The following is a 25,193-nucleotide window of genomic DNA, read 5'->3' as shown; positions in this document are numbered from 1 at the left end:
TTGGGAAAATAAATTTTTCTTTAAGTGCTGATATATACGCAAACCATTTTAAAATGCTATTTTTATAAAGACTTGTAAAATGGTTTTGATTAAATCGCTGTAAAATATGGATATGATAATGAAGATTAACAAAGTGATTTCTGTTTTACTTTGCTCGGTGCTGTTGCAGATTGTTAACTCATCTCTTGGTAATGCAAGTACCAAGTTGAAGTTATCAGTTGATAATGTCATCAAAATCACATTAAAAAATCCCGATATTCTCGATAAAACGCCAGCACAACAGGCAATAAGCATAGGTGGTTTTTCTGGTCTGAGGTTTTTACAACAAGACTCTAAAGGGAAATTATTATTTTTAACCCATACGGATAGGGGGCCTAATACAGAGGCATATATAAGAGACAGGATAGTCCAAAGACCTTTTCTGCTTCCAAATTTTACTCCACGTTTGGTTTTTTTAGAGGCAGATATAATTACAAAAACAATGAGGATTAAGAAACAAATTCAACTAAAGGATCCAAAAGGCAAATTGCTTACAGGATTGCCACGGGAAAGATCGCATGAACATCCTGTTAATCTTTATGGCAAAGCGTTGGTATTTGATAAATGGGGAATGGATCTTGAGGGAATTGATATTGCAAAAGACGGAAGTTATTGGATGGCTGAAGAGTATGGACCTTCTATTGTTCATTTTTCTTCACAAGGTAAATTAATCAACTTATTCCAGCCCGGTGAAGGATTACCTGTATATATAAAGCAAAGGAAACTTAATCGAGGATTTGAAGGTATTGCCCTAGAAAATCGCAAGGTATTCGCTATTTTGCAAAGTGCTATAAGGAACTCCAAAGTTCTACCGATTGTTGAATTTGATATTGATAAGAAAAAAACAACGGCACAATATTCTTACCAGCTCGACGAGCAGGATGGACGAATTGGAGATATGGTATCAGTCGGTTCAAAACGTTTTTTGGTGATCGAACAAAATAAAAAAAGTAAAAAAATTTTTTTAATTCATCTGAACAATTTTATCAAGAATAAATTGGTATATAAAAAAGAATTGATTAATCTAACCAGTCTAAGGATAAACGCAAAGAAGATTGAAGGGATTTCATTAGTAGGACCAAAACACATTGCAGTGATTACTGATAATGATTTTGGCTTGGCAGGGGAGTTAGATAAAAAGACTGGTAGGGCAAAGTTTAAGAAAGAAACATCTGTGCTTTATATAATTCCCTTACCTCGGAAACTTCAAGAATAATTACGCTAGTGGTATTAAATTAACTTAAAACGATAGTCATGTCTTCCTGATTAAAATTCACATAAATAGCATGGCATATAATAACATGTTATAATTATTTTTTTATTCTATTTTTGAATGCCATGACTACTACTTTACAGTTATATGATGAAACACCTTTGATTCATTCCCAGTTTTTAAAAAACACCTATAAAAAAGAGGTGTTTTTAAAATTAGAAGCATTACAACCGACGGGATCTTTTAAAATTCGAGGTATCGGTAAATTATGTCAACATTATAAGGAAAAAGGTGTTACACATTTTGTTGCTTCTTCCGGCGGAAATGCGGGTGTTGCTGTAGCTTATGCTGGTATGAAATTGGGAATTCCAGCAACAGTTTTTATTCCAAAAACAAGCCACCAAATTTATATTAATGAAATTAAAGACTATGGTGCCCAAGTAGTAGTCGCGGGTGAAGTTTGGGATGAAGCGCACCAAGCGGCTTTATTATTTGCTGCAGATCAAAAAGCAGCTTACATCCCACCTTTTGACCACCCTATAATTTGGGAAGGACACTCTTCTCTTATTCATGAGGTAGCGAAGAGTAACTTGCGGCCAGAGGCTGTTGTAGTTGCTGTGGGTGGTGGTGGGCTTGCTTGCGGTGTTCTTGAAGGGATGCACCAGGTTCAATGGAATGATATCCCGCTTATCGCTGTAGAGACAATTGGCGCTGACAGTTTTTATCAATCTGTAAAAGCCAAAAAGCGAATTATTTTGGATAAAATTACTTCCAAAGCAACAAGTCTTGGTGCAAAGCAAATTACTACTTCATTATTTGAATGGGCTCTGAAGCATCCAATAAAAAATGTTTTGGTGAGTGATGCAGACGCAGAAAAAGGCTGCAGGGCTTTTGCCAGGGATAAGCGGATTTTAGTCGAATTATCTGCGGGTGCGGCCTTATCACTTGCTTATGCAAACCATTCGGCGCTTTATGAGTATAAGTCAGTGTTAGTTATTGTGTGCGGAGGAATTAATACCAGCTTTTTCAACTTAGATAATTAAACTATTTTTATTTGTTTTTCCTGCTTATCACCTGGATCAGCGGAGATAGTTTGTAATCTAGCTTTAAAGGTTGTGGTTGCATTCGTTTCGGGTTGCTGCGAGAAAATAGTATCCAACATTTTTTTGCCGGGCGCATTTTCTATTTTTCTACTTAACCATGTCTTGAGATCTTGAAGCTCTGCAGGATTGTCTGATTTGGCAATTATTTTTTTCAGATGCAATCCCATGCTAGGTAGTAGCTGGGTAAGTTGTTGTAAGCTTAACTGATCAAGCAGTTTGATGACATCGGCTGGTGAATTTTCTTTCATTTTATCGAAAGAAACAAACTCAAGAAGTTGTTTATTTTTGTCGAAAGAAAGATACTGCATCAATTTTCCTAATTGTGCGAAATTTAATTCCATAGAAGGGATGGCCTCTTTCACAGAGAGAAATACTTGTTTTCTTTGTTCAGCTGTAAACAATTTTTCCATCATCGTATTAATAGCATCAATATTATTTATTAATGGTTTGATTTGCGAATTTTTTAAAGTCACAGCGATTTTATCAGGTGGTAAAAAACGAATAATATCGCCTAACTGTTGTTCATTTTTTATAATTTTAGGGAGATTAGGGCCATATTTTTCATAACTACTTATCCGAGAACGCTCAGACATCTGATAGAGTCTTGTAGCAAGCTCATCAGCATCCTTTATATGGGCGATATCAACAAAGTAGTGTTCGGGATCTTTAACTGGGGTTGGTCCTGATTGGAACGTTTCCGACTCATCGATATATTTTGCTAAATCTATATGAAAAATAACGTTATCTTTCAGAAAGTCTTGCATTATATTTTTTAACGTTGAATAGGACTGATTCGGAATTTTATCTTTCAACGTCGTTTGTAGCGTGTGAAAAATAGCTTTTTTCAAGTTCTCCTTTTGTGCATAAGTTGCTTTTTCTATTGGAAAACTAGCAAGTAATTGATGTACAGCTATCTTGAAATTATCAAGTGGCTGGGCAATATTGTTATTTTTAGCTAATAAGTATTGATTAATACTTTCAAATTCAACCAGAAATTCTCTAAGGGCAGTCCCTGCAGCTGTGTTTTTTTTAATTGCCTTGTATAGCCTTGTTTTGTTATCAAATCCAGGTGCTGTGTCTAGAATATAAAGCGCTAAGCCCATTTTAACAGGATCTGATTCTCTTATAACTCCATTCTCCATAGAGATAGCATCAAACAGTTTTTCTTTATAGCGGGTTGTTAATTGAACTCGTCCGTCTACCCCAGTATGAAATTTTTGTTGCAAAACTTTGGGGGTAAAGAAGAAGGACGCCTTTTCTTCAGAATATACACTTAATTCGGTAGTTAATTCTTGATTATGAATAAAATCAAGCTCATGATTTTTAGCAAAGGCACTCCAGCTAAGATGTTCTGCCTTTGGCACAGTATAAATTGCAGACTCACAATGTTTATTAAAAATAGGGGCCATTTGCCGAAAGAATTTATTATGAAGTGGGTTAATATTTTTCTGATACATTCCTAAAACCACCGTCGCTTTCTTTAAATTTTCACAGTGACTCAAATTAAAATTTTTATTAAATGATGTGGAGCGATGGTGGGTAAGCTGTTTTGGATTTCCTGGAACTGGGTCGCTGGCGAAAAGGGACATTGGAATATCTAGATCATCAAGATGACGGGCAACCGCAAACGTGGTTACAGCGCCTCTGCTAAAACCAGTCATGCTGATATCATTGACCTTGATTTTCTTCTCTTTTTCAACCCCCCTAATGACAACAGCCTTACCGAATTCTTGTTTTAAGGCTTTAAGGGATAATATTCCGTCATCATTAAAGCATGTGCGTAGTTTGCGGGCCACAGTATCCAGGTTAGGACTGATATAGCCAATTCCTGGTGTTCTTCCACCAATGGCTTTGTCTTGGCAACCATTAAAATAAATTCGAATTACATCTGTATCGAATGCTTCCTTTTCATATGTTTGTTCAAGGTGATTTGCGGTATCGCCAGTACCTGCAAACACAAAGAGAACTTTTTTACTCATTGAGTTAAAATAGATCTAAGTGGCCTATAATAGACATATTAGTACACTAAAATGTCTTTTGGGGTGGCGATGAAAGGTAAAGAGTCCGAAGAAGGCGAGCTAGAAGGTGAAAAACTAGAGGTAAATAATGAGCCATCGCAATACAAACCACCACCACCGCTAATGGTTAGTAAAAGCAGTGAGTTCTTTATTGCTATGGGCAAGCAGGATGTTCATAGTTTTGTCATGTTAGGGGTGATTAAAGAAGACGGGGTTCCTCAATTGCTAGCTAGAGTGGGTAAAACGGGGGATGTCGGGAATGCGTGTCTGGTTACAGCAGCGATAAAAGCACTTGGCCCAGGAACTCCTAGCAGAATGCAAGAGGAATGGATGTTTGGAAAGACGGATAAGGTTATTGCTTATCAAGCCTATGCAATTAATTATGAGCAATATAAAGAATTTCTTGAACTTATTTCTGTCATGGAGAAAAGTCAACAGAAAAATCCAAGAATAAAGCATGATGCAAAGGAAAATAAAATAGAGTGTTATATCCCAACTAAAAGCTCCGATCTAAGTGAAGATGAGCAAGTGACTCTAAGGTACAGGAAGTTAAGCAGAGTTAAATTTTCAACAGAAAAAATACAAAATCTGCCAGAAGACACTATAAAGGGTGTCCAGGAGCTTCATATCAACAATACGTGTCGAACAACATCGATTAATATTATCGAAGCGATCCTGGGCTTTAGAACAACTATTTCAAAGTATTTTTTTGTTAATCCAAATTACAATACCGTGCTACGTAATGGCAGTCCAGATAAAGATACATTTTATATTCTTCCACCACCACCGACCGCAATATTGGTGGGTTTTAATGATATGAAAAAACAAGTATCAACGCTTGAAAAAATCTATAAAAGGTTGGAGGAAATCCCAAAGAAATATCCTGCAGATCCAGCGACAAGAGAAAAATTTAATGCTTTAAAAACCATTTATCTTGAAGCTGCAGGGGATAATACTCTGGATGCGACTACATTTTTGCAAAAAATTCTCGAGCATGAAAAAAATGTTCTTTACACAAAACGGGCTCCCATTTTTTTTAGCAGAGTTTTGTCGTTGCCTTCATCGACTGAAAAAATGTTTAAAAAGTTTGAAAAAGAATATCAAGAAGAGTTATCACAAAATATCGATATTCCTACCTCTTCAGGGCCTTAAGCAGCCTTTTGCTGTATTAAATTATTTTCATCATTCAGGTTCGCACACATTTGCCATTTGTTTTTAAAAATCGCTTATGATAAAAATGTTAACAAATTAAAGACTTACTCTGTTTAGAGAATTTTCATGGATGAAAATAAACGCTTAACTACTCATGTATGGATAGTGTGTGCGCTTGGGTTATTCATTGATGGGTATGATCTGTATATAACATCGGTTGCCGAGCCCTTTATTAATGCGTTATACCATCCATCCGCACTCATGATAGGCTTTACTCAAGCAGCTGCACCCTTAGGTGCTGTATTTGGTGCTATTATAATTGGGCGCCTGGCTGATGCAATAGGCAGAAAAAGCATGCTGATCTTGAATCTTCTTTTTTTTGTATTAATTGCGATATTAAGTGCTTGTGCCTGGAGTATTACCTCCCTTTGTGTATTACGATTTTTTTTAGGGTTTGGCATAGGTGCTGACTATCCTATATGCGCTGCTTATCTAGCAGAAATGATACCTGAAAACAAAAAAAATCAGTTCATTGCCACTGCTATGTTTTTAAATTGCCTGGCTTCTCCAGTTGGGGTAATTACGGCATGGGTTTTGTTTAAATTATACCCTTACATGGATGTCTGGCGATTGATGTTTGCCTCAGGCGCTATTCCTGCGTTAATAGGATTGTTATTCAGAGCCAGGCTACCTGAGAGTTTCTTATGGAAGGCTCACCAGCAACTCAAATTGGCTTCAGAAAAGCGTTTTTTTTTACAGTATAAAAAACTGTTTTCTAAAGGTATGATAAAAGTCACGTTGTATTTATGTTCATGCTGGTTCTTACTGGATATTTCCTATTATGGAATCGCTTTGTTTACGCCGTATGTCTTGCAGGCACTGAATATTTCGATTGAAAGCAATTTTAGTATTGCCCAGACAGAGGTTCTAAAAAGTACACTGCTGGTTAATTTATTTGTTTCTCTAGGGGCTTTTTTAGTCATATTTTTTGTAGCCAGAGTCTCTTTACTGAAATTGCAAAAAATAGGTTTTTTATTGTCATTCTTAGGGCTTTTTCTTCTTAGTATTAGCTACGTACCAGGTGATGCAAGCCTCATCTTTATCGGTTTCATATTATTTAATTTTTTCATCAATTTTGGACCAGGATTAACAACTTACTTATTGCCAGCACGATTTTATACTCCTGATTGCAAAGGCACAGGCCATGGATTAACTGCCGGTGCAGGTAAATTTGGTGCGTTTTTGGGCACGATAGTGTTGCCTGTGCTTCAAGTCAAAGTAGGTATTTATCTAACGACTGCCATTTTATCAGGAACATTATTACTGGGTTGGTTGTTAACCCAACTTCTAGAAAAAGAACACCTGAAGTTAGAGGCAAATGCATTTTCTTTGGAAACCCCAACATTATCAACCGCTTAGTGAGAGAATGATGCTTTATCAATTAAATAATAATCAACGTCGATTTTGGCAGAAACAAGGATTTATTACGTTATCAGATTTCTTTCCTTCGGCGCTTAAGGAGCAACTTAAAAGCTGGTGTGATGAGTTAACTGCTTTGCCGGAAACACCCGGAAAATGGATGAAATATTTTGAAAAGAACAGCCACGGAAATCGCCAGCTTTGTCGCCTAGAGAATTTTATTGACTATCATGTGCCTATGAGTGAAATTGCAAGTGGCGAACGTACCTTGGCGTTGGTGTCTGAATTGATGGGAGAGACTGCTGTTATCTTTAAGGAAAAAATTAATTACAAATTCCCTGGCGGCGGCGGTTTTAAACCTCACCAAGATGCTCCTGCATTCGTAAGTTTTAATCAAAAATTTCACATTACAATGATGGTTGCTATTGATGATTGCACACTTGAAAATGGTTGTTTACAAGTGGTTAAAGGAGGGGCTAATAACCCCGTAATTCTTCCACAGGAAGTTGATGGCTCTATCCAAAAGTCTATTGCTGAAACGTTGGTATGGTCGCCTATTGAATGTGCAAGCGGCGATGTCATTCTATTTGACTCTTATCTGCCTCATTATTCTGAACCGAACCGTAGCAATAATTCTCGTCGTGCCATGTTTGTTACGTTTAACAAATTTTCCGAAGGCGGTAGCAAACGCGAAGCCTACTATATGGATAAACGAGAAAAATTTCCTCCAGACTGCGAGCGCGATCCAGGTAAGGATTATTCAGCTGGTGCTGCTATTTATAATGTAGCTAATCCAATCACACCCATGATGAAATAAAATGGATAAGTATTTAGAAGCTACTGTTAGTAATGTAATTGATTGTTTAACTCAGGCAGCCAATTCAGATTATATTGGTGAGTCTGTTTCCCAATTGGAGCATGCGTTGCAATGTGCCTACTTTGCCGAATGTGCAGGGCATAGTAAAGAGGTGGTTCTCGCATGTTTATTGCATGATATTGGTCATTTTGCCTCTCACACCAAACAATCAAATATGGATAATTTAGGCGTGGTGTACCATGAATGGATTGGAGCCAAGCTCGCTTATGATTTGGGATTTTGTGCAAAAATTTGCTTATTAATCGGTTATCATGTGGAAGCAAAACGCTACCTTGCTGCTAAAAAAAACTCCTACCTTGAGCGCCTTTCTTCGGCGAGCAAGGGTACCTTAAATTTCCAAGGAGGGGCAATGTCACCTGAAGAAATGAAATTTTTTGAAGTTCATCCTCTCTTCAAAGAAATTTTGCAGGTAAGAATTAATGATGAAAAAGCAAAGGTGACTAATCTTAGCGTTCCAGATCTTAATTATTATCGTAATCATTTCAAAACACATTTTCGTGATACCAATGAGGAACGAATGCTGGTGCTTTCCATACCAAATCATGTAGATACATTATGGGTCAAGGAATTAAAGGCATTTCTCGAAAGAGAGTACTCCTTAACAAAAAAGTTAGAGAATTGACAATACCCTTAAAGAGGCTAAAATTAAAACAATAAGTTCATATTCGCTAATTGACTATGCCACCTAATGGTGGCTTTTTATTATAAGCTGGTATGCAAATAAGAATAGTCTGAGTTCGGAGTGGGCTAAATATTGTCTGAACTAAATCAGAACATGGATAGTATTTAGTAAGGATTAAAAATGTTATTTTCAGCTCCTTCTCTATCTTACGATGAACTCCGACAGATGATTATTCATCTTGATCAAGCAATTTATAATCATCAACAATGGTATAATGCAATAATTCGTACACTTATCTGTCATTTGCCTGCAAACCCAGTTGACCTCTCAAAAAATGCCTATAGAAAATGTCGTTTCGGACAATGGTACTATGGAGATGTACCCAATGGTATTCAAGAGCATCAGGGCTTTGTAAGTATTGGTGATTCCCATAAACGCATGCATGAGTTAGCGACCTATTTATTGAAAGCATCTGATTCTGGAGAAAGGATAGTGCCTGTGTATTACGATCGCTTTGCTAATGTCCTGGAGCAAATGCGACTTGAAGTATATACATTGAAAAATGAAATGGAATTTTTAATGTATAATCGTGATGTGCTTACAGGGGCCATTACTCGCCTTAATCTATTCCCGCTTTTGCTTGAGCAACAGGAACTGCTTAAACGGCAGGGTAAAAGCTGCTGCCTTGCTATGATTGATATCGATAGGTTTAAAAAAATAAATGATAAGTATGGGCATCTTGCTGGAGACAATGTTTTAGCTGAAATATCATCGTTTATTATTAGACATACCAGGCCCTATGATAAGTTATTTCGCTATGGAGGAGAGGAGTTTTTACTTTGCTTGCCCTTCACTGAACTGGAGGATGGACAAAAGATGTTGGAACGTCTATGCAAAGGTATTGCAGAAATGAATTTTAAATTTAAAAATAAAGCCGTGATTCACTTTACAGTTTCTATAGGTTTAACCCTGCTTGATCCTGTTTTGCCAGTTAAAGAATCCATAGGTAGATCAGATTGCGCAATGTATAAGGCCAAAGAAGCAGGTAGAAACTGTGTTTATGTCCTGTCTTAAAAGCTTCTAAATTGTTTCTGCTTTAATTATCAAATGTCAATAGTCTCATAAAAAAAATAAATTTCGATTCAGAATTTAAACAAATTTGTTTTTACAGGTAAACTACCCGACCAGTTTTAAAAATTTTGAGGAAGGGATGCATAAGCTATTTATCATTTGTTTTGTTCTTTTTGTTAGTTTTAGTACAACAGCAAATAATTTTAAAATTAATGCAGAAAACTCAGACGTAACTCGTTATATTGAGAAAAGTTGGGATATTTTAACTCGAGACAATTATAATCTTTTAAAATCTCAACACGATACAAAATTAACTGCTCAGCATTTAATAATTTATATACCGAAAGAGGAAGATATTAATGCAATTCGAAACAAGGCCATAAAAAAATATTCTCAAAACAAAAACAGCCTCGTTGAATTTCGTTACCTCCCCAAGAATACAAAGACGCTAAATGAGCATGGTTTGCTGTATTTGCCTCATCCCTACGTGGTTCCTGGAGGGCGTTTTAATGAAATGTACGGTTGGGATAGTTATTTTATCGAATTAGGTTTATTGGAACACAATCGTTTAAAGCTTGCCCGAAATATGGTTGATAATGCTCTTTATGAAATTAAGCACTACGGTACTATTCTTAATGCGAATCGTAGTTACTATCTAAACCGATCACACCCCCCATTACTAACCGAAATGATATTGGCGTATTATCGCCGTACGGGCGATAAAGAATGGCTGGCCACCACCATACCTGCCATTGATAAGTTGTATCAATATTGGATGTCCCCACCCCATTTAATTTCTGAACTCGGACTATCGCGTTATTATGCAATGGGACAAGGACCTTGTCCTGAAGAGTCCTCAAGTTATTATGAGAAGGTTATTGAATACTTCAGGACACATTCAGTTGCTGATTATGACAAATCAATGTACTTCGATAAAAAAGCAAATCAGTTAACTGCTCTTTTTTACAAGGCTGATCGTACTGTTAGAGAGTCTGGTTTGGATATTACTGAAAAGTACGGACCTTTTAGCGCAGGAATTTTAGACTATGCGCCCGTCGATTTAAATACGCTTCTCTATAAAATGGAGGAAGAGGCTGGCGAAATTAATCGCATATTGAATAATTATTCTGCAGCCAAAGTGTGGGAACAACGGGCTGTCAAGCGGGCTGAGCTTATTAACCACTATCTATGGGATGAAAGCACGGGCTATTATTTTGACTACAATTTTAAAAGTAAAAAATTGCGTCCCTATATCTATGCTTCCACATTCTATCCACTCTGGGCAGGTGTGGCTTCAAAGCAACAAGCTGCAGCAATAGTGAAAAATTTGCCTCATTTATTAGCGAAGGGAGGATTGCTTACCAGCACACATCACCCAGGCCTTCAATGGGATGCCCCCTTCGGTTGGGCACCATTGCAGTATTTTGCTGTTTATGGCTTAAAACGTTATGGATATACTGAATTAGCTTTGGATATTGCGCAGCGATTCATTAAAACCGTTAATAAAGGATTCCAGGAAAACCATACTATTTTTGAAAAATATGATGTTGAAACACTGGGTGTTAAAACAAAAGATAAAATTAAGTTCAGCTATGCCAGCAATGAAATGGGTTTTGGTTGGACAAATGGTGTTTATTTGGTTTTTCTGAAATTAATAAATCAGAATCAAACCATTAATAGGTAGTTTTACCCATGTTTCATCTTCACAAAAAAATTATAATGATCTTAATTTAATCTAAATTTTTTAAAAATTTATTATGACTTTAGAAATTGTAGTGAAAAAAACAACCACACCATCTAACACTCGCGGTAGTGATCCTTATTTATTGGACGAGCAAGACGTTACTTATGGGAATAAAGTGTTAGGAAAAGGGAGCAATGGGACAGTGATAGGGGCAATTTTTCGCAATATGAAAATCGCACTGAAATTATCAAGATCCAAGGGGGCTGCGGAAAAAGAAAAGGAAATACATCAATATATCACTGAATTACAAAACGCTTGCATTGTTCAATTTATTGGATTCATGTTGAGTGAAAAAGAATTTGTAATTGCCATGGAATATATGCCAAAAGGCTCCATTGATGACTTTATTATTAACCAGGAGCCTTTACTCTGGTCGCAGCGCCTCCTTTGGATAAAACGAATTACGGAAGGCTTGGAATTTTTGCATAAGCATTGTATTGTTCATCGTGATCTCAAGGGGGGCAATATTTTTTTGGATAAAAACTGTAACCCTAAAATCGGTGATTTTGGTACTGCAACTCGATTACAGAAAGGATTTTTATATGAGACAATAGGTAGTCCCTTGTGGATGGCTCCCGAAATAATTTTAAAAAAGCCTTATAATGAGAAGGTAGATATTTATAGTTTGGCCATTACGATTTGGCAAATTGTCAGCTGGGACTTGCCGTCTAGCGAAATGAGTTTTATGGATTTTATGAAAGGATCTGCTGTCGATGAAAGACCAGAATTACCTAATAATTTGCCAGCGAAATTAAGTAGTCTAATCACTTGGGGCTGGGAAAAAGATCCTCTGGCAAGACCCTCTGCAAAGGAATTGTTTGCAACCATTGAAGCTAATTCTGAGGAAACTATAAATACTGTTGAGCCCAGATTCTAAATTAGCACCAGTGCAAATAGAGCTTGCCAAGAAAAGTTAGATTGAAAAACAAGCTTAGACAAAGTTTGTTTATAAATCCACCAGGATGTCAAAACCACCGTAGGCCATGCGTTTACAATCAAACAGCTTGCCATATTTCTCACAGCTTTGTTGAATGCGAGGGTCTTCCATTACTTTTTTGTTCACTTCATCCCGGTGTTTTCTAGATTGAAAAACTATATATGAAAATATTACTGTTTCTCCATTTTGGGTTCTAGCAAGTTCAGGAAAAGAAAGCATATCTTGCGCTTTTGTATCCTCTGCAACACACTCTCTGAAAGCCAATGCTCCATGCTCCATCCATATCTTGCCTGCGGCTTCGGCCATACTGCGATATTCATTAATTTTATCGCTTGGAATAGGTAGCACAAATCCATCGATATAACTCATTTCTTTCTCCTTTTAAATTTATTATAAAACTACTTCTGATATTGTTTTTTTACTTAATCTAGCTTGAGAGCGGTTCTTCCTCTCATGTTAACATTCTTTTGAGTAAACTTTCTTAAATATAGTCCATCAATAACAGCTCTTAAATAAAGCCTATGCTAAAATGATTATAAAGTTCTCAGGGAAAGTAGAACGCAATGTCAAAAACAACGAAAAGCCTCATTAATCACAAAAAAACTGTTCTTATCGATTTGGCATTGCAGGGAGGAGGGGCACACGGCGCCTACACTTGGGGTGTTTTAGATAGATTACTTGAGGAGCCCAAATTACAAATTGAAGGGATTTCTGGTACTTCTGCAGGTTCTATGAACGCCGTTGTTTTAGCAAGCGGCTATTTGGAAGAAGGGCGAGAAGGGGCTAGAGCAGCCTTAGAGGCATTTTGGCAGCGTGTTGCTGAGGCTTCACAGTTTAGCATTTTTCGTCGCAGCTTATGGGATATTTTAGCAGGCAATTGGACTTTAGATGGCTCACCGTTATTTATGGGATTTGATTTAATTTCACGAGTTTTTTCCCCTTATGATTTAAATCCTTCAGCGTTTAACCCGCTGCAATCTATTCTTATAGAAAGCATTAATTTTGAAAAACTTGCCAGCGCTCCTATTAAACTATTCATTACAGCTACCAATGTTAGAACAGGACGCGGAAGGGTGTTTAAGAACGAAGAGATTACGCCTGAGGTTTTACTTGCTTCTGCTTGCTTACCTACACTATTTCAAGCCATTGAGATTGATGGAGAGGCCTATTGGGATGGGGGGTACACTGGGAATCCTACCATTACCCCGCTTGTCAAAGAGTGTCTCTCAAGTGATACCATTTTAGTTCAAATCAATCCTGTAGAACGAGCAGGTACGCCAAAGTCTGCCCGAGAAATTCTTAATCGTCTTAACGAGGTTGCATTTAATGCTTCTTTAATGAAAGAGTTACGCATGATCGCAGTTTTAAGACAAGTTGTTAATTCTGTTAAAGGAGAAGGCAGGCGTTGGGCAACAATGCGTATTCATCGCATCGCCAGTAATAAAATGGTAGAACTGGGCTATTCTTCAAAATTAAATGGAGAATGGGCATTTTTTACTATGTTAAGAGATGAAGGTAGAGCTACAGCGGAAAATTTTCTAAAAAAACAGGGTAAGAATTTAAATCAGCGATCCAGTTTCGATCTTGATTCTCTTTTGTAATTATTCTCTGTGCGGGACAATTTAGAATCACGCCATTGTGAGCACCAGCGAAGCAACTGTATCCTTATTGAATAAAGTCCATTCTGGATTTCTTCACTTGCCCGCAACGACTATATAAAAAAATTCTTGTCCGGCACAGAGGTAATTTATTATCGTCAGTGAGGCTGATTAATGTTTTCTTAATTTATTTTAACCATAATTAGAGGGAAGATGAGTTTTGGCTAAGGAGAATATCATTATGCCTAATTATCGTTATGTTTCCCAAGGTGAATTTTATGTAACGAATGACCCCGATACCATATTAGTAACAAGTGGTATGACTGACTGTATCGGTATTGCATTTATTGATAAAGTAAATCCAGCGAAGCGAGCGGTGGCTCATATAGATGGGATGATTCTCTATAATGAGGAAACTGCTTTATCTAATATGAAACTTTTAAAACAGGTTTTTGAAAATAAAACGGAATCAAGCGATTATGATGTTTTTCTTTTAGGAGGGCAAAAGCGCCTACGAAATTATCGCTTGTTACTTCCTACATTGACAGCACTAGGAGTTACTCCTGCTAAGATAACGGATATCAACGAATTTTGTGCTGAACAAAACTTAGGCCAATCGCGATATTATAAATTTTCACCCATCAATGCCAATGCAACATTGATATGTTCTCCTACAAAAACGCCCGAGTTTGTAAGCTATAAGTCAAGTTATTTTAACCCGCCTATATCGGAAGATGCTTTATCAAAAGGCAAAGGATTAACTTCAATTGAAGAGCAAGAGGAATACACGCTCTTTGCTCAGTTGAATGAGAAAGTTCTATCAAGTGACCCAAGTCTCTCACAAGTTTTTCGTTGCAGCGACGATAAGGATTGGCTTTCTGAACATAAGTCTTTGCTAAATAATGATATAAGACTATAAAAAAGATTAGATGCTTTTCGTAGGCCTTTTTTTAAGCCAAGGTTACAATTTTTATTCAATTTCACGTATAGTATTGAACTTTATATTCACTAAATGAGTACTAAAAGATGAAATCCTTTCAAGACTTATTGCAAGACCTCAAAAAAGCCGAGTATTTTTAGACAATAAACAACTTAAAAAAGCAAAAGAAGCGCTGTGTCATGTTGGTCAAACTCTCAGGGAATTTAATGATTTTTTTATTCTTACTAATTCTGACCAATTTCATACAGTGGAAGAGCAATATATAGAAGTGTCCATTAAAGTTTGTTTTGCGACAGCCTATCATGTCATGGATTGTTTCGCCCTAAACACGAACCCAAATAAGGACGATGCGTTGCTTAAACAAATAAAATCAGAAATGTATTTTTTGCTTTCTGAATATAACAATGCAGTGAATGAAGATAGGGAGCAAACAGCTGCTTTTATTAACTTTAAAAAAGATTATTCCTACTTGCATCGTTATTTTGAAAAAGTAAAAACTGATGTAGGGCTGAAACGGGCTTGTAACAATTTCGCCAAAGCACTTGTTTTTGAAGAAACCTGCCAGCAATTCGGTTTAGGCAATTCCGATCATCATTTTTTTACTACCCCTGTAGCTAAACCTGCCTTGCCCGATTCCAGGCTTGAATCAAACGTTACACCTTTGGTGTAATAAGGTAATTACACCAGGCATTGAAAACACTTAACGTTATTAGGGCTATAAAGAGCTTACCGTTGTATTAAAGGAGGGATAACACCTTCTTTTAAAAGGTACTCGTTTCGATAGAGCAAGTTTGAATAGACAGAAGGTTTGTTTAGGTTAGATTGCATGAGAGAAGGGTAAGTTTCTAAAAATACATGAACGTCAAGACTGTTTTTTTAGAAATTATTTGTTAATATAACTGCCCGCGGTTCTTTTTTCAGTTTTACCACAACTTGTGGATATTTATTTTAATCTTTTGCTTTAACTTATTAATCTTTTCTTTGAATATCAAATATATTCCTTTACTGACAAGGCTTTTATTATTTCATACAGGAAAAGGCTTTAATTACTTTATCCACAAAAACTGTGGATAAATCTGTGCATACCTTGTCAAACACCATAAAGACTTGGTAGTTAGAATTGTGTTTAGAAGTTATCCAAGATCTTAAATAAAAATTCCAGCTCTTCTAAGTTAATTTTTTGTCAAATGATAAAATCAATACGAAGTAAATGAGATTCTTGATTAAAACTGCATATCCTGTTGTGATTCAAGCAAGTTTGAATCACTTTCAGCCAATGAATTGAGCAAGTCTACAGTACGCGTACTAATTTTTCCATGCATGATTTGAGGATAATCATTTTTAATCTTCTCCACAGCCTCTTTAACAGACATGGTTTGTGCATCAGTGATTAGTTGCTCTAAAGCATCAATTTTTACTTGCTTAAGATCTTTATTGATACACCAGGGGCTCTTCTTTTCCTTTATCAACGCCTCAATATGATCTCTAATAGACTTAAGCTCAGTGGGTGAAAGGTTGGACTTTGTGTCTTTTATAGATTGCAACTGACTTTTCAGGGAATTACATTTTTCAGAGGTATCTTCACTATAATAGACATCTGCACCAGCAGGAATATCCGCCTCATAAGACACATTATCTACATCAGCAGGAATAGATGCTCCAAAAGAGACATTTACACCAGCAGGAGTATCTAAGACGTCTATACCAGCAGGGACATTATCATAAGGCATATTCATACCAGCAGGGATTTCCTCAGCAATTTCTAATTCAGAAGTAGATGTTAGATGTGACTGGGGTGCATGGATATCTACAAAAGCTGTTGTTGCAAACTCTGTGGGGGGGAATTTAGTTTGGACCTGAATTTGCTGAACCCCTTTTGAATGCGCGGGGCTACAGGTTGCAACAATCATTTCCGTATCAGTGTTTTTAAATTCCTCAATACGATGAAGTGCGGTATAAATTTCAGATAATGAAGTTCTCCCCATGGGCTTTATTTTACCCAACTCTTTATCACAGAAAAATAAAGGTCGTCCTTCGTGAGCTCCCTTTGCAGCCGCCCTTAGATAGTCTTCCAATGGTTTCCCTTCCAAAATTTCAGTAAGACCATTGGGCATTTTAACTGCTAAAGCACCACGTTGCATTACATCATGAGAAGGCGTTGTAAGGTTTTCCCACTTTGTTTGTTTGCTAAGAACCATGTTAGCAAAGTATGGAAAGCTAAATTGATCTTGCAGTGGGCTAATTTGGATTTCGTCTATAGACGTATTGCGATATCGATGCCATTGAACCGGATTTTTCTGACCATCAACAAGAGGCCAAATTTTATTTTGGGATGTCATTTCTTCCAGATGGCGATATTGATTATCGAAAGAAACCACATAGCTATTTTCAGCATTGCCGGGAGTGATGACACCATGTTGCGCATTAACCTGAACTTTTTGACCGGTTTTAGCCCCATGTCCATTAACTACCAATATTTTTGGCATATGTATCTCATTTAGACATATATGACATATTATAGGCAATTAGTATTAATGTTTTATTAAAATTGGGCATCTAATAGGTACGCATAGAGGGTTTTTAATTTAAACAAGTCTATGTGAACAAAATGTATCAGAATCAATCATGATTTTTTAAACGTTCATTATCAACCTTTAGCCAGTGATAAGGATTTTATCATGATGAGATGGTTTGAATCCTCACTAAATCCTGTTTGAGTAAAATCCGCTTTTTCATAGCAGCGAATGGCTTGTTGATTATTGACATCTGGATCCACCACAACGGCTTTAAATCCAGTTAGAAATTTATCAATAAATTGACTTATAAGTTCTACCCCCAATCCCTTGTTTCGTCCTCGCTCTTCAGCAATAAACAGATCGATTCCGACTAGATCTTTCGCCTTGTGTTGTCGAAAGAGCTTATTTTCATAGCCACCAATCCCATCAGGTAACGATTCTGTGAGCAAATAATATTGAATGAATCCGAAAGGGGAGTTGCTGAGATACACAATAAAACTTGGTACGTCCTCTTTACCTAAAATTCTTGGTTCATATTTTTCTTTGATGTCATTGAGTGTCAAATGCTTACCTCTTGCATACCAATGATTAACGATGGCCTCTTGAAACCATTGGTGGAGTTGTCTTAAATCCTCTATCTTTAGAGGTTTAAATGTAAATTGATTCATCATAGCGTATGAGGCAATATCAGAGTAAACATCTACTTACCGTGCTTACACGGTATCCATACGATTATACATCAAGAGCAGGGAGGATTCCGTGTATAAAGGATGGGCTAACTTTTTGCTTCCAGATTATGCAGCATTATCCTTTTATCTGGAAAATAGTGAGGCTTGGAATTTTGAAGATGATTTCCTTTATTATTTTAAAAATGATTTAGCTGTATTTTCGATTGAATTGGATTCAGCTAAGGGATTAATCCATTTTCAAGGTAATGCACTGCTTAGTGATGACGATGAAAAAGATCTAAATGAGCTTTATAATAAGAGTGAAGATGAAGTAGATGCACAAAATATTCACATCTCAAGAGAAGGGGATAACTTGAGAATTAATATCCCTGATCCAAAAGTATATGATCAATTTGTTACTAGGCTTCTCAATAAAAACCTGATGCCCGACAACAACTATAAGATAGATATTGCCTATAAGGCTAATGAAAATGTTGAACAAAAGGTTAATGAGAAAGGAGCTCTACATCTTATAAATCACCAAATCCATTTGATATATCAACTGGACAAAGCCCTCAAATGGCTTTAAAGAGTAATTAAACTTGACCTAAAATCACTGATGATTTTGCAAATAACTGACTTGCTTTAATCTTATGGGGTTATACGATATAAGAATATTAGTAAGCATTCATAAAACATTAATACAATATTAATTACTAATATGGTATTGAACTCATGAAAATAACGGCTGGATATTGATTATTCACTTAGGTCAAGAGAAATCCATAACAAATGATGACAACGGAATTAAACGAGAGCAATCCAAATAGAGAAAGCATTAAGTGGGCTTGTGACACACTTTTATCTCTTGGGTATACACTAAAAAGTAACGTATCAGAGAAAATCCAAGATACTCCTTGGTCTTTCGTAACACGCTTTCAAACAAATAAGGGTATTATTTATCTGAAGCAAACGCCAGAACAGCTTGCATTAGAGGCTCCTATTACTCAGCTTTTGTATACCCAGTTTCAAGCCCCTGTTCCAAAGATTATTGCACATCATACTCAGCTTCATTGTTTCTTGATGCAAGACGCAGGTGGGCCATTGCGAGACGGTTTAAGAAAAAAATTTGATGCTAATTTGCTGTGCCAAGCTGTGGAGCAATTTTCATCGCTTCAGGTAGCTGTTACAGAGCATGTAAATGTTTTTCTTGGTATGGGGGTTCCCGATTGGCGATTAGATAAATTACCTAATTTATACATGCAATTGCTTTCACAAAAGGAGATATTATTGGCAGATGGGCTGTCAGAACTAGAACTTGATGAATTAGAGGCACTACTCCCCAAGGTTTCCGATTTATGTAAAAAATTATCTGCCTATTCTATCAAACAAACATTGGTACAATGTGATTTTCATGACAATAATATTCTGATAGAAGAGCAATCAGGAAACATTACATTTATTGATCTGGGCGAGATAGTAATTTCACATCCCTTTTTTTCATTAGTGGGTTGTTTACGACAGGTCAAAACGCACCACGCCCTAACAGATAAAGATGATGCCTATTTGCAGCTCATAGAAGCTTACCTGAGAAATTACATGAAATGTGAGTCCAGAGACCACTTATTAAAGACACTTAAAATTGCACAGGTATTGTGGTGTATTTATGAGGCATTAGCCCAATACAGATTGAGGCTCGCGTGTGATCCAATACGATTTATGCGAGTTCAGAGGTATGGGAAACTTAGTGGTCGGTTAAAAGAATTTATGAACGCATCAATTACTAAAATTTAAAATAAGGTGCAGTACCTCTTTATATAAAAACGACAAAAAATGAAGTGGTTTTGGCTATTGAAAAATTCTTGGGACTTCATCGGGAGCCAGCGTTCTTCTTGATGGGTAATCACACTGGGATTTTTTAGTTTTTTCTTCGCCACATGGTTTGCTACTTTACACAATTTTATTTCACTAGATAAAAATGTAAGTCATCTTTCGCTCGATGAGATTATAGGAATGGTAGAAAAATGCTCAATCATATAATACTTTAAAGGATCATTGTCAATGAATTACCAATTCAAACTTGTTATAGACACTAATCTATTAGAACAGCAAGATAAAATTATTCGTGATGGAATAATTAATTTTAATGCTCCTTTTACAGGAACCAAGCCAGATCGTTATTCAGTCTATGTGAAAGATAACGTGAGCAATATTATTGGTGGGGCTATTGTATATGCTCATAAGAGCTCAATATACGTTGATGTCCTCTGGGTTAACGAAGAATACCGTGGTCTTGGTATCGGTGCTGAACTATTACGCAGTGTAGAAGCTGAAGCAATTAAACGAGGGATTTCAACATCAACATTAGATACTTTTTCTTTTCAGGCAGAAGGATTTTATTTAAAACAAGGTTATCAGCATTTGGGGACAATTAAAAATTATTTAGAAGGGCATGATCGGATTTATTTGAGGAAACAATTGTAGAGAATAAGGGCATACTCTCCATAAGAGAATTATGCCTTGAAAAAACAATAGAACAAACTAATCATCTTTCTCAAAAGTCGAACTTTTGTGAGCTAATCGTAAAAGTTTCCTAAAATGAATTAGAAAGGAAAGGGAGGCAACTGATTCCTATCTCTAAGCCAGAATGGATGATGCCATTCCTCATAGATGGAAACGGGCATATTGCTTTGTTTATATTCATCAAAAGATAGGTCGCAAAGAAACCACTTAAGAAATACTGCGCACGTTTTTGGACTAATTAATCGACCAGTTTGATAAGCCTCATCAAAGATTTTGTGCAAATGAAATGAGGTGGTTTCCCTTAGCGTTTTTTGAATTCGGGTATCAACTTCACCGGGAATAACACAAGACACACCAATATTTTTTTCTTCTAACTCTTTTCTCACAATAGCAGTTACTTCATCCAAACCGGCTTTACTAGCACAGTAAGTCGAGCTTTCTTTAAGTTTCAGAGTCGCAGCTCTTGATGTAACAAATAAAATCCGCGATTGTACCGTCATTTCTGAGGCAAGAAGAGCTGTCAGCTTCATTGGTGCTAATAAATTAACCTGAAAAACTTCATCAATACTGTCACAATCGTAATCAGTTAACGGACGTGGAGGACTTTTCATTCCTGCATTTTGTACGGAAAGATGAAGAGGTATTCCTGCATTTTTAATAACTTTTGCAACGCGTTCAATATCACTATTGCGAGTAAAATCTGATTGAATGGGTACAAAGCGGGGAAATAGCACTTTAGTATCCTCTAAACTGCTCATATCCCGCCCTGTACCATAGACAACCCAGCCGTCACTTAATAGAATTTTTGCCAGTTCAAGACCAATTCCATGGCTGGCTCCTGTCACTAATGCTGCTTTATTATTGATGTTCATCATGAAACGTTCCTTGAAACTTAAGTTAAATTCGCGTGGTATGGTAATCAAAATTGGATGAGGTAGGAAGGTATAAACTATTTTACTAAGATTGTTGGTGAGATGTTGATTCTTTGATATTTAACACTTACGCATGGATTTCTTCATCACATATTTTGCTTTGATAACAAATCCCTGGTTATCTTTTTTATATAGCCTAGCCATAAAAATGGTTTGTAAAAACAAGAAATACAGCTTTTACAAGCCCAATAAAAATAAATCCAAAAAAAGAAATAAAAGGAGCACCTAATCCACAGCATGCTATATTATCTACGACCAGATATACTGTTATGCACTTCGCTCAAACGCGAATTATTCTATCTAAGGCTAGGTTGCCCAGTCATAACAGCCTACCATCCAGTTCCTGTTAGTTACCGCTTGATTTGCCCTAGGCTTCCTTCAGATTCCACCTCACGATGGATCCCTTGCTCGAGGCTAGTGGACCAGTTTGAGTCAGCCCACAGCGGACTTTCACCGCCTACACTTGCGCCGTGCCCGGCGCACCTACTCACAAAAAAGCCCCTTTGATGGGGCTTTTGAAATTTTAAATTACTAAGATGAACATCTTTCAGGGGATAGGACAAGCATTTACTCTAGTCACTATATTAGTATCTAGTGTAACTGCACCGTTAAGTGCCACTGCTCTTCCAATGAGATCAGCGCCAGTATTCATAGTAATACTAGTGAGGGCGTAAACATTACCTTGGAATGCTGTCTCTGTGCCAAACGTGGCTGAACTGCCAATTTGCCAATGTACATTATTACTCGTAGCACCTCCTGTTAACAGGACAGCAGAATTAGATGCTGTGGTGAGAGTAGAGCCTATTTGAAAAACAAAGGTCGCATTTGGATCACCTTGACCATCTAGAACCAGTGTACCGGTGAGTGCGGCACTTGAATTGAAACAATATACCCCAGGAGCTAGTGTTCTGCCTCCTAAATTAGTACCAGTCAGATTAACTTCACAGGGTGTAGCTGGTGCTGAAAGCTGGGTATACCTAGTCGCAGCTTGATCTTGCGCTGATCCCGCAGGTTCCACACCCGCATAGATAGTTCCATTGACTGTTCCAGGAGGAAATCCAGTAACAGCGGTACCTGGAGAAACACCCAAATCACCATTTATAACACTTGGTCCTGCATTCGTAACTGTCGTAGCCCCAAGAATAGCAAACTGGTACAGTGGACACAGGGGAGGAAAGAGCGCAGGTGGAGTTGGTATTATAACAGGTGGCGGAACGGGTAAAGGTGGGAAAGGTGGCAACACTGGTGGTGTTCCTGCAGGACAGCTCACCCCGGATACAAAAGAAGTAATTGGTGAAGAGTCGACAAAGAGCTGGCGTGTGTTCTGTGTGAAGATTCGCACTACCCGATTGAAAGTACCCCTCACAGCTAAGGCTGAAACCCTAACTAAAACGTTGCAAGATGATCCTGGTGCTAAAGTTCTACCAGCAACACAATTATTTACAGGCGCGGCAAGGATAGCAGTTTGGGCATCTAATAAAGCATCTCTTCTTACAATCTCTATACGCTGTAGTAATATAGGTACAGGCGATGTATTTGTTACGGTGTATAGTCCGAATTGTATATTACCAGAACAAAAAGTACTGGCAAATCTTGGGGATGTAATCGTCAGATCACACCTCGCAAAATCATTACTATTCGTTTTATCTACTTCTTTCAAACCCGATAACTCTGCTTGCGCTAACAAAGGCAGTACTAAACTTGCGATTGCCAATCCATATCGAACGAACTTCAACATCGTTAATCTCCTTTTAATTCCTGGATTTATACTGCTACATGTATACCAAGGGACACTGTTTGCGCACTCAGATCAAAACGAGGTGGCACAATAACTGGCAAGCTAATACTTCCGAAAGTCCCACTCGCAGACGAACCGGCCTCACCTAAATCTGTATATAAATATTGTAAAGTAAGCGCCACCCGGTCATTGTAGCTATACATCAAGCCACCACCAGCTTCCCAGGCAAAATTGGAATGCGTTCTTGAATTTAAATTCAAGTTACCGATTGAACAAGAACCATCCTCATTGTCGCTGTCTTTATAAGATAGACGATTCCAAGCGTTACCAATACCGCCTATAACGTAAAGAGAATAGTATTGCCGCGAAACAATTGTAAGCGCTGTGTCAAACATTAAGCGTGTACTTTGTACAGAAGATTTAAAACTTAGTCCGTTAAATTCTGAGCTTTCAAAGCGCCATACCTCACCTTGAATAGAGGAGTTGCCGTCTAGATAATAGCCATTGACCTGTGGTTCTATTGAAGGAAACCATTGCACTTCATCGGAATGGCGTTGCGCGTCACCAAAATAATAGACATAACCGACCCCTAACTGTGCTGCAAATGTATTCCACTTGTTATTATTCGGTACGAGGGTATCTATTTCAAAACTGGTTACACCTAGCCGACTATTATCCGCCCTTAAATTGGCAATCCCTAGCGCTCCAAGAACTTCGAACCTGTTTGGTGAACCTACTACGGGCTGCTCCACTGGTACAGACCTCACTTCAGCTCCTCCACCGAGCCTCCTAACCTCAGCGGCTGAATTGATAGGGCCTATAAGTACCATATGGGAATTACCCTGTGTTTTAACGCGCACTGGGTGATGAAATTTCTCGGCTAATTGATTCTTATATGTTTCAGCATTTTTTGCCGAACGAAATGTTCCTGCTTGAACATAAAATTGGCCATTTGAAGGCGCTTGAAAATGCTGTGCATTAGACAATCCTTGAATAACTTTTACACTCGACCCTGGTGTGTTAACTGGAGTAGCAGAATTTGCAGCAACAGTTGTTAATAGAGAAGCGGAGATCATACTTACATAAACACAGACAGCACGCATAGACAATATCCTTATAATTTTTTTGAATCCATATTATATATACAATATTTATATATACAAGATAGGAATAAATGATTACGAAAGGACGGGACATGAGCAATAAAACCATTCATCATAAACTGCGGGGTCGATATAACCCATGATGGGAAAAGGATACGGAAGAGTACAAAAACTGAGAATAAGCTGGAAGCCCAGCTTTTTCATGACAAACTTAAAAGTGAGTTGTGGGAAGCGAGTCGAGTTCTTAAAGTTCCAAAAAAGGAGTGGTATGCCGCTGCTAATCGGTGGTTAGAGGAGTCTAGTCATAAGCGTAGTTTAACTAATGACAAGGCTCATTTACGCGGGGTCGCCCCTTTTTTGAAGAATATTTTCGGCTCTACCCCAAATACAGGGGCACTTTAACGGGATTATAGTAATCTAACTCTTTGATTTCGCAGTCAAAAGAGGGTTAAAGTGCCGAAGAAAGATATTATCCTAAATTTACCTGGTTACTCAATAGTCAAGGTGACAGGAAACAATCCTGTTTTTATTGAAGTAAGTTATAATCGAGTTGTTCGCTGTATCTATTGCAATGGTAAGCGGTTAAGGAAGAAAGATAGTTTTGAGCGAAAGATACGTCATGAGTCGTTAGGAATGCGCTATAGCTATTTATGTATCAAGGCTCATAAGTATCAGTGTTATTCCTGTAAACGCTATTTCAACCAACGTTTTCCAGGGATTGGCAAATACCAACGAGCCACAGAAAGCTTACGTAAAGAAGTATTTCACCGACATACAGAGGGTATAAGCCAAAAGGATTTGGGGAAGACCCAAGACCCCCTTATATTTATATGGCGCGCTCGGAGGGACTCGAACCCCCGACACCTTGGTTCGAAGCCAAGTACTCTATCCAGCTGAGCTACGAGCGCAATTTGGGTTACTGCTTGATAATTCGGTTTTATTGCTACACTGCTGTCTGGACTTTTGAACAGCATAGCCAG

Annotated in this window: 22 protein-coding genes, 1 tRNA gene and 1 pseudogene; 16 read left to right on the top strand and 8 right to left on the bottom strand. The window is 37.5% G+C overall.

The window, feature by feature from the left end; all coding sequences use genetic code 11:
• Window positions 1-118: 118 nt before the first annotated feature.
• Both Ljam_RS03645 and Ljam_RS03640 read left to right on the top strand, forming a co-directional pair.
• On the top strand, window positions 119-1,255 hold the full coding sequence (locus tag Ljam_RS03645) for an esterase-like activity of phytase family protein (protein WP_058448769.1): 1,137 nt from the start codon (window positions 119-121) through the stop codon (window positions 1,253-1,255).
• A 122-nt stretch (window positions 1,256-1,377) separates the two neighbouring features.
• Window positions 1,378-2,295, top strand: a complete 918-nt coding sequence (locus Ljam_RS03640; protein ID WP_058448768.1) for a pyridoxal-phosphate dependent enzyme — start codon at window positions 1,378-1,380, stop codon at window positions 2,293-2,295.
• Here the strand turns inward: Ljam_RS03640 and Ljam_RS03635 are convergent.
• Complete coding sequence (locus Ljam_RS03635) at window positions 2,292-4,334, bottom strand: hypothetical protein (protein ID WP_058448767.1); 2,043 nt, start codon at window positions 4,332-4,334, stop codon at window positions 2,292-2,294. The genes Ljam_RS03640 and Ljam_RS03635 overlap by 4 nt on opposite strands.
• A 69-nt stretch (window positions 4,335-4,403) precedes the next feature.
• Between Ljam_RS03635 and Ljam_RS03630 the strand changes: the two genes are divergently transcribed.
• From Ljam_RS03630 to Ljam_RS03600, 7 genes are all read left to right on the top strand, one after another.
• Window positions 4,404-5,525, top strand: a complete 1,122-nt coding sequence (locus tag Ljam_RS03630; protein ID WP_058448766.1) for a hypothetical protein — start codon at window positions 4,404-4,406, stop codon at window positions 5,523-5,525.
• 126 nt (window positions 5,526-5,651) lie between these two features.
• Window positions 5,652-6,944, top strand: coding sequence for an MFS transporter (locus Ljam_RS03625; RefSeq protein ID WP_058448765.1), 1,293 nt, complete (start codon window positions 5,652-5,654; stop codon window positions 6,942-6,944).
• Entirely contained in the window at window positions 6,904-7,761 is an 858-nt protein-coding gene (locus Ljam_RS03620) for a phytanoyl-CoA dioxygenase family protein (protein WP_238583686.1), read from the top strand. Before Ljam_RS03625 ends, Ljam_RS03620 begins: the two co-directional genes overlap by 41 nt.
• A 1-nt stretch (window position 7,762) precedes the next feature.
• Window positions 7,763-8,443: an HD domain-containing protein gene (locus tag Ljam_RS03615; RefSeq protein ID WP_065235517.1), complete on the top strand. Its 681-nt coding sequence runs from the start codon at window positions 7,763-7,765 to the stop codon at window positions 8,441-8,443.
• A 180-nt stretch (window positions 8,444-8,623) separates the two neighbouring features.
• Window positions 8,624-9,517, top strand: coding sequence for a diguanylate cyclase (locus Ljam_RS14760; protein WP_065235516.1), 894 nt, complete (start codon window positions 8,624-8,626; stop codon window positions 9,515-9,517).
• A 136-nt stretch (window positions 9,518-9,653) separates the two neighbouring features.
• Window positions 9,654-11,198, top strand: coding sequence for a trehalase family glycosidase (locus tag Ljam_RS03605; RefSeq protein ID WP_082651564.1), 1,545 nt, complete (start codon window positions 9,654-9,656; stop codon window positions 11,196-11,198).
• A 73-nt stretch (window positions 11,199-11,271) separates the two neighbouring features.
• Entirely contained in the window at window positions 11,272-12,135 is an 864-nt protein-coding gene (locus Ljam_RS03600; RefSeq protein WP_058448763.1) for a protein kinase domain-containing protein, read from the top strand.
• Between the two features lie 69 nt (window positions 12,136-12,204).
• Here Ljam_RS03600 and Ljam_RS03595 read toward each other — a convergent pair whose 3' ends face one another.
• The gene (locus tag Ljam_RS03595) at window positions 12,205-12,564 is read right to left on the bottom strand and encodes a DUF1428 domain-containing protein (protein WP_058448762.1); all 360 of its coding nucleotides are present in this window, start codon (window positions 12,562-12,564) and stop codon (window positions 12,205-12,207) included.
• A 194-nt stretch (window positions 12,565-12,758) separates the two neighbouring features.
• Here Ljam_RS03595 and Ljam_RS03590 point away from each other — a divergent pair, with 194 nt between their 5' ends.
• The 3 genes from Ljam_RS03590 (at window position 12,759) to Ljam_RS03580 (ending at window position 15,403) form a co-directional block, all read left to right on the top strand.
• Window positions 12,759-13,796, top strand: a complete 1,038-nt coding sequence (locus Ljam_RS03590; protein WP_058448761.1) for a patatin-like phospholipase family protein — start codon at window positions 12,759-12,761, stop codon at window positions 13,794-13,796.
• A 238-nt stretch (window positions 13,797-14,034) separates the two neighbouring features.
• Window positions 14,035-14,712, top strand: coding sequence for a hypothetical protein (locus tag Ljam_RS03585; protein WP_058448760.1), 678 nt, complete (start codon window positions 14,035-14,037; stop codon window positions 14,710-14,712).
• A 289-nt stretch (window positions 14,713-15,001) separates the two neighbouring features.
• Window positions 15,002-15,403: a hypothetical protein gene (locus Ljam_RS03580; protein WP_058448759.1), complete on the top strand. Its 402-nt coding sequence runs from the start codon at window positions 15,002-15,004 to the stop codon at window positions 15,401-15,403.
• Window positions 15,404-15,956: 553 nt separating this feature from the next.
• On the opposite strand, the gene Ljam_RS03575 is transcribed toward Ljam_RS03580, so the two are convergent.
• Together Ljam_RS03575 and Ljam_RS03570 are read right to left on the bottom strand one after the other, a co-directional pair.
• The gene (locus Ljam_RS03575; RefSeq protein WP_058448758.1) at window positions 15,957-17,219 is read right to left on the bottom strand and encodes a hypothetical protein; all 1,263 of its coding nucleotides are present in this window, start codon (window positions 17,217-17,219) and stop codon (window positions 15,957-15,959) included.
• Window positions 17,220-17,380: 161 nt separating this feature from the next.
• A complete protein-coding gene (locus tag Ljam_RS03570) occupies window positions 17,381-17,920 on the bottom strand; it encodes a GNAT family N-acetyltransferase (protein WP_238583685.1) in 540 nt (179 codons plus the stop codon).
• 88 nt (window positions 17,921-18,008) lie between these two features.
• Here Ljam_RS03570 and Ljam_RS03565 point away from each other — a divergent pair, with 88 nt between their 5' ends.
• The 3 genes from Ljam_RS03565 to Ljam_RS03555 all read left to right on the top strand — a co-directional run bounded on the left by Ljam_RS03565 (window position 18,009) and on the right by Ljam_RS03555 (window position 20,401).
• Complete coding sequence (locus Ljam_RS03565; RefSeq protein WP_058448756.1) at window positions 18,009-18,506, top strand: hypothetical protein; 498 nt, start codon at window positions 18,009-18,011, stop codon at window positions 18,504-18,506.
• Window positions 18,507-18,709: 203 nt separating this feature from the next.
• The gene (locus tag Ljam_RS03560; RefSeq protein ID WP_238583684.1) at window positions 18,710-19,711 is read left to right on the top strand and encodes a phosphotransferase; all 1,002 of its coding nucleotides are present in this window, start codon (window positions 18,710-18,712) and stop codon (window positions 19,709-19,711) included.
• A gap of 267 nt (window positions 19,712-19,978) precedes the next feature.
• Window positions 19,979-20,401 (top strand): GNAT family N-acetyltransferase, encoded by a 423-nt coding sequence (locus Ljam_RS03555; protein WP_058448755.1) that lies wholly within the window; start codon window positions 19,979-19,981, stop codon window positions 20,399-20,401.
• Window positions 20,402-20,520: 119 nt separating this feature from the next.
• On the opposite strand, the gene Ljam_RS03550 is transcribed toward Ljam_RS03555, so the two are convergent.
• The 3 genes from Ljam_RS03550 to Ljam_RS03540 all read right to left on the bottom strand — a co-directional run bounded on the left by Ljam_RS03550 (window position 20,521) and on the right by Ljam_RS03540 (window position 24,213).
• Complete coding sequence (locus Ljam_RS03550) at window positions 20,521-21,315, bottom strand: SDR family oxidoreductase (RefSeq protein ID WP_074881748.1); 795 nt, start codon at window positions 21,313-21,315, stop codon at window positions 20,521-20,523.
• 604 nt (window positions 21,316-21,919) lie between these two features.
• A complete protein-coding gene (locus Ljam_RS03545) occupies window positions 21,920-23,110 on the bottom strand; it encodes an ice-binding family protein (RefSeq protein ID WP_058448754.1) in 1,191 nt (396 codons plus the stop codon).
• Between the two features lie 26 nt (window positions 23,111-23,136).
• Complete coding sequence (locus tag Ljam_RS03540; protein ID WP_058448753.1) at window positions 23,137-24,213, bottom strand: SPOR domain-containing protein; 1,077 nt, start codon at window positions 24,211-24,213, stop codon at window positions 23,137-23,139.
• A gap of 453 nt (window positions 24,214-24,666) precedes the next feature.
• On the opposite strand from Ljam_RS03540, the pseudogene Ljam_RS15120 reads away from it, so the two are divergent.
• Window positions 24,667-24,909: pseudogene (locus tag Ljam_RS15120) on the top strand (transposase family protein); the annotation flags it as partial.
• 135 nt (window positions 24,910-25,044) lie between these two features.
• Here the strand turns inward: Ljam_RS15120 and Ljam_RS03535 are convergent.
• Window positions 25,045-25,121, bottom strand: a tRNA-Arg gene (locus Ljam_RS03535).
• Window positions 25,122-25,193: the final 72 nt, after the last annotated feature.

The sequence above is a fragment of the Legionella jamestowniensis genome, assembly GCF_001467745.1.
Taxonomy (GTDB): Bacteria; Pseudomonadota; Gammaproteobacteria; order Legionellales; family Legionellaceae; genus Tatlockia; species Tatlockia jamestowniensis.
This window is presented reverse-complemented; position numbering and strand designations above follow the sequence as displayed.

What these genes read in the sequence shown, in the direction of transcription:
- Ljam_RS03645 (WP_058448769.1), top strand. Translation starts at nt 119, where the DNA reads ATGAAGATTAACAAAGTGATTTCTGTTTTACTTTGCTCGGTGCTGTTG.
- Ljam_RS03545 (WP_058448754.1), bottom strand. Translation starts at nt 23,110, where the DNA reads ATGTTGAAGTTCGTTCGATATGGATTGGCAATCGCAAGTTTAGTACTG.
- Ljam_RS03570 (WP_238583685.1), bottom strand. Translation starts at nt 17,920, where the DNA reads ATGATGAATCAATTTACATTTAAACCTCTAAAGATAGAGGATTTAAGA.
- Ljam_RS03595 (WP_058448762.1), bottom strand. Translation starts at nt 12,564, where the DNA reads ATGAGTTATATCGATGGATTTGTGCTACCTATTCCAAGCGATAAAATT.
- Ljam_RS03635 (WP_058448767.1), bottom strand. Translation starts at nt 4,334, where the DNA reads ATGAGTAAAAAAGTTCTCTTTGTGTTTGCAGGTACTGGCGATACCGCA.
- Ljam_RS03615 (WP_065235517.1), top strand. Translation starts at nt 7,763, where the DNA reads ATGGATAAGTATTTAGAAGCTACTGTTAGTAATGTAATTGATTGTTTA.
- Ljam_RS03550 (WP_074881748.1), bottom strand. Translation starts at nt 21,315, where the DNA reads ATGATGAACATCAATAATAAAGCAGCATTAGTGACAGGAGCCAGCCAT.
- Ljam_RS03585 (WP_058448760.1), top strand. Translation starts at nt 14,035, where the DNA reads ATGCCTAATTATCGTTATGTTTCCCAAGGTGAATTTTATGTAACGAAT.
- Ljam_RS03625 (WP_058448765.1), top strand. Translation starts at nt 5,652, where the DNA reads ATGGATGAAAATAAACGCTTAACTACTCATGTATGGATAGTGTGTGCG.
- Ljam_RS03555 (WP_058448755.1), top strand. Translation starts at nt 19,979, where the DNA reads ATGAATTACCAATTCAAACTTGTTATAGACACTAATCTATTAGAACAG.
- Ljam_RS03620 (WP_238583686.1), top strand. Translation starts at nt 6,904, where the DNA reads ATGCATTTTCTTTGGAAACCCCAACATTATCAACCGCTTAGTGAGAGA.
- Ljam_RS03630 (WP_058448766.1), top strand. Translation starts at nt 4,404, where the DNA reads ATGAAAGGTAAAGAGTCCGAAGAAGGCGAGCTAGAAGGTGAAAAACTA.
- Ljam_RS03640 (WP_058448768.1), top strand. Translation starts at nt 1,378, where the DNA reads ATGACTACTACTTTACAGTTATATGATGAAACACCTTTGATTCATTCC.
- Ljam_RS03575 (WP_058448758.1), bottom strand. Translation starts at nt 17,219, where the DNA reads ATGCCAAAAATATTGGTAGTTAATGGACATGGGGCTAAAACCGGTCAA.
- Ljam_RS14760 (WP_065235516.1), top strand. Translation starts at nt 8,624, where the DNA reads ATGTTATTTTCAGCTCCTTCTCTATCTTACGATGAACTCCGACAGATG.
- Ljam_RS03540 (WP_058448753.1), bottom strand. Translation starts at nt 24,213, where the DNA reads ATGCGTGCTGTCTGTGTTTATGTAAGTATGATCTCCGCTTCTCTATTA.
- Ljam_RS03605 (WP_082651564.1), top strand. Translation starts at nt 9,654, where the DNA reads ATGCATAAGCTATTTATCATTTGTTTTGTTCTTTTTGTTAGTTTTAGT.
- Ljam_RS03600 (WP_058448763.1), top strand. Translation starts at nt 11,272, where the DNA reads ATGACTTTAGAAATTGTAGTGAAAAAAACAACCACACCATCTAACACT.
- Ljam_RS03560 (WP_238583684.1), top strand. Translation starts at nt 18,710, where the DNA reads ATGATGACAACGGAATTAAACGAGAGCAATCCAAATAGAGAAAGCATT.
- Ljam_RS03590 (WP_058448761.1), top strand. Translation starts at nt 12,759, where the DNA reads ATGTCAAAAACAACGAAAAGCCTCATTAATCACAAAAAAACTGTTCTT.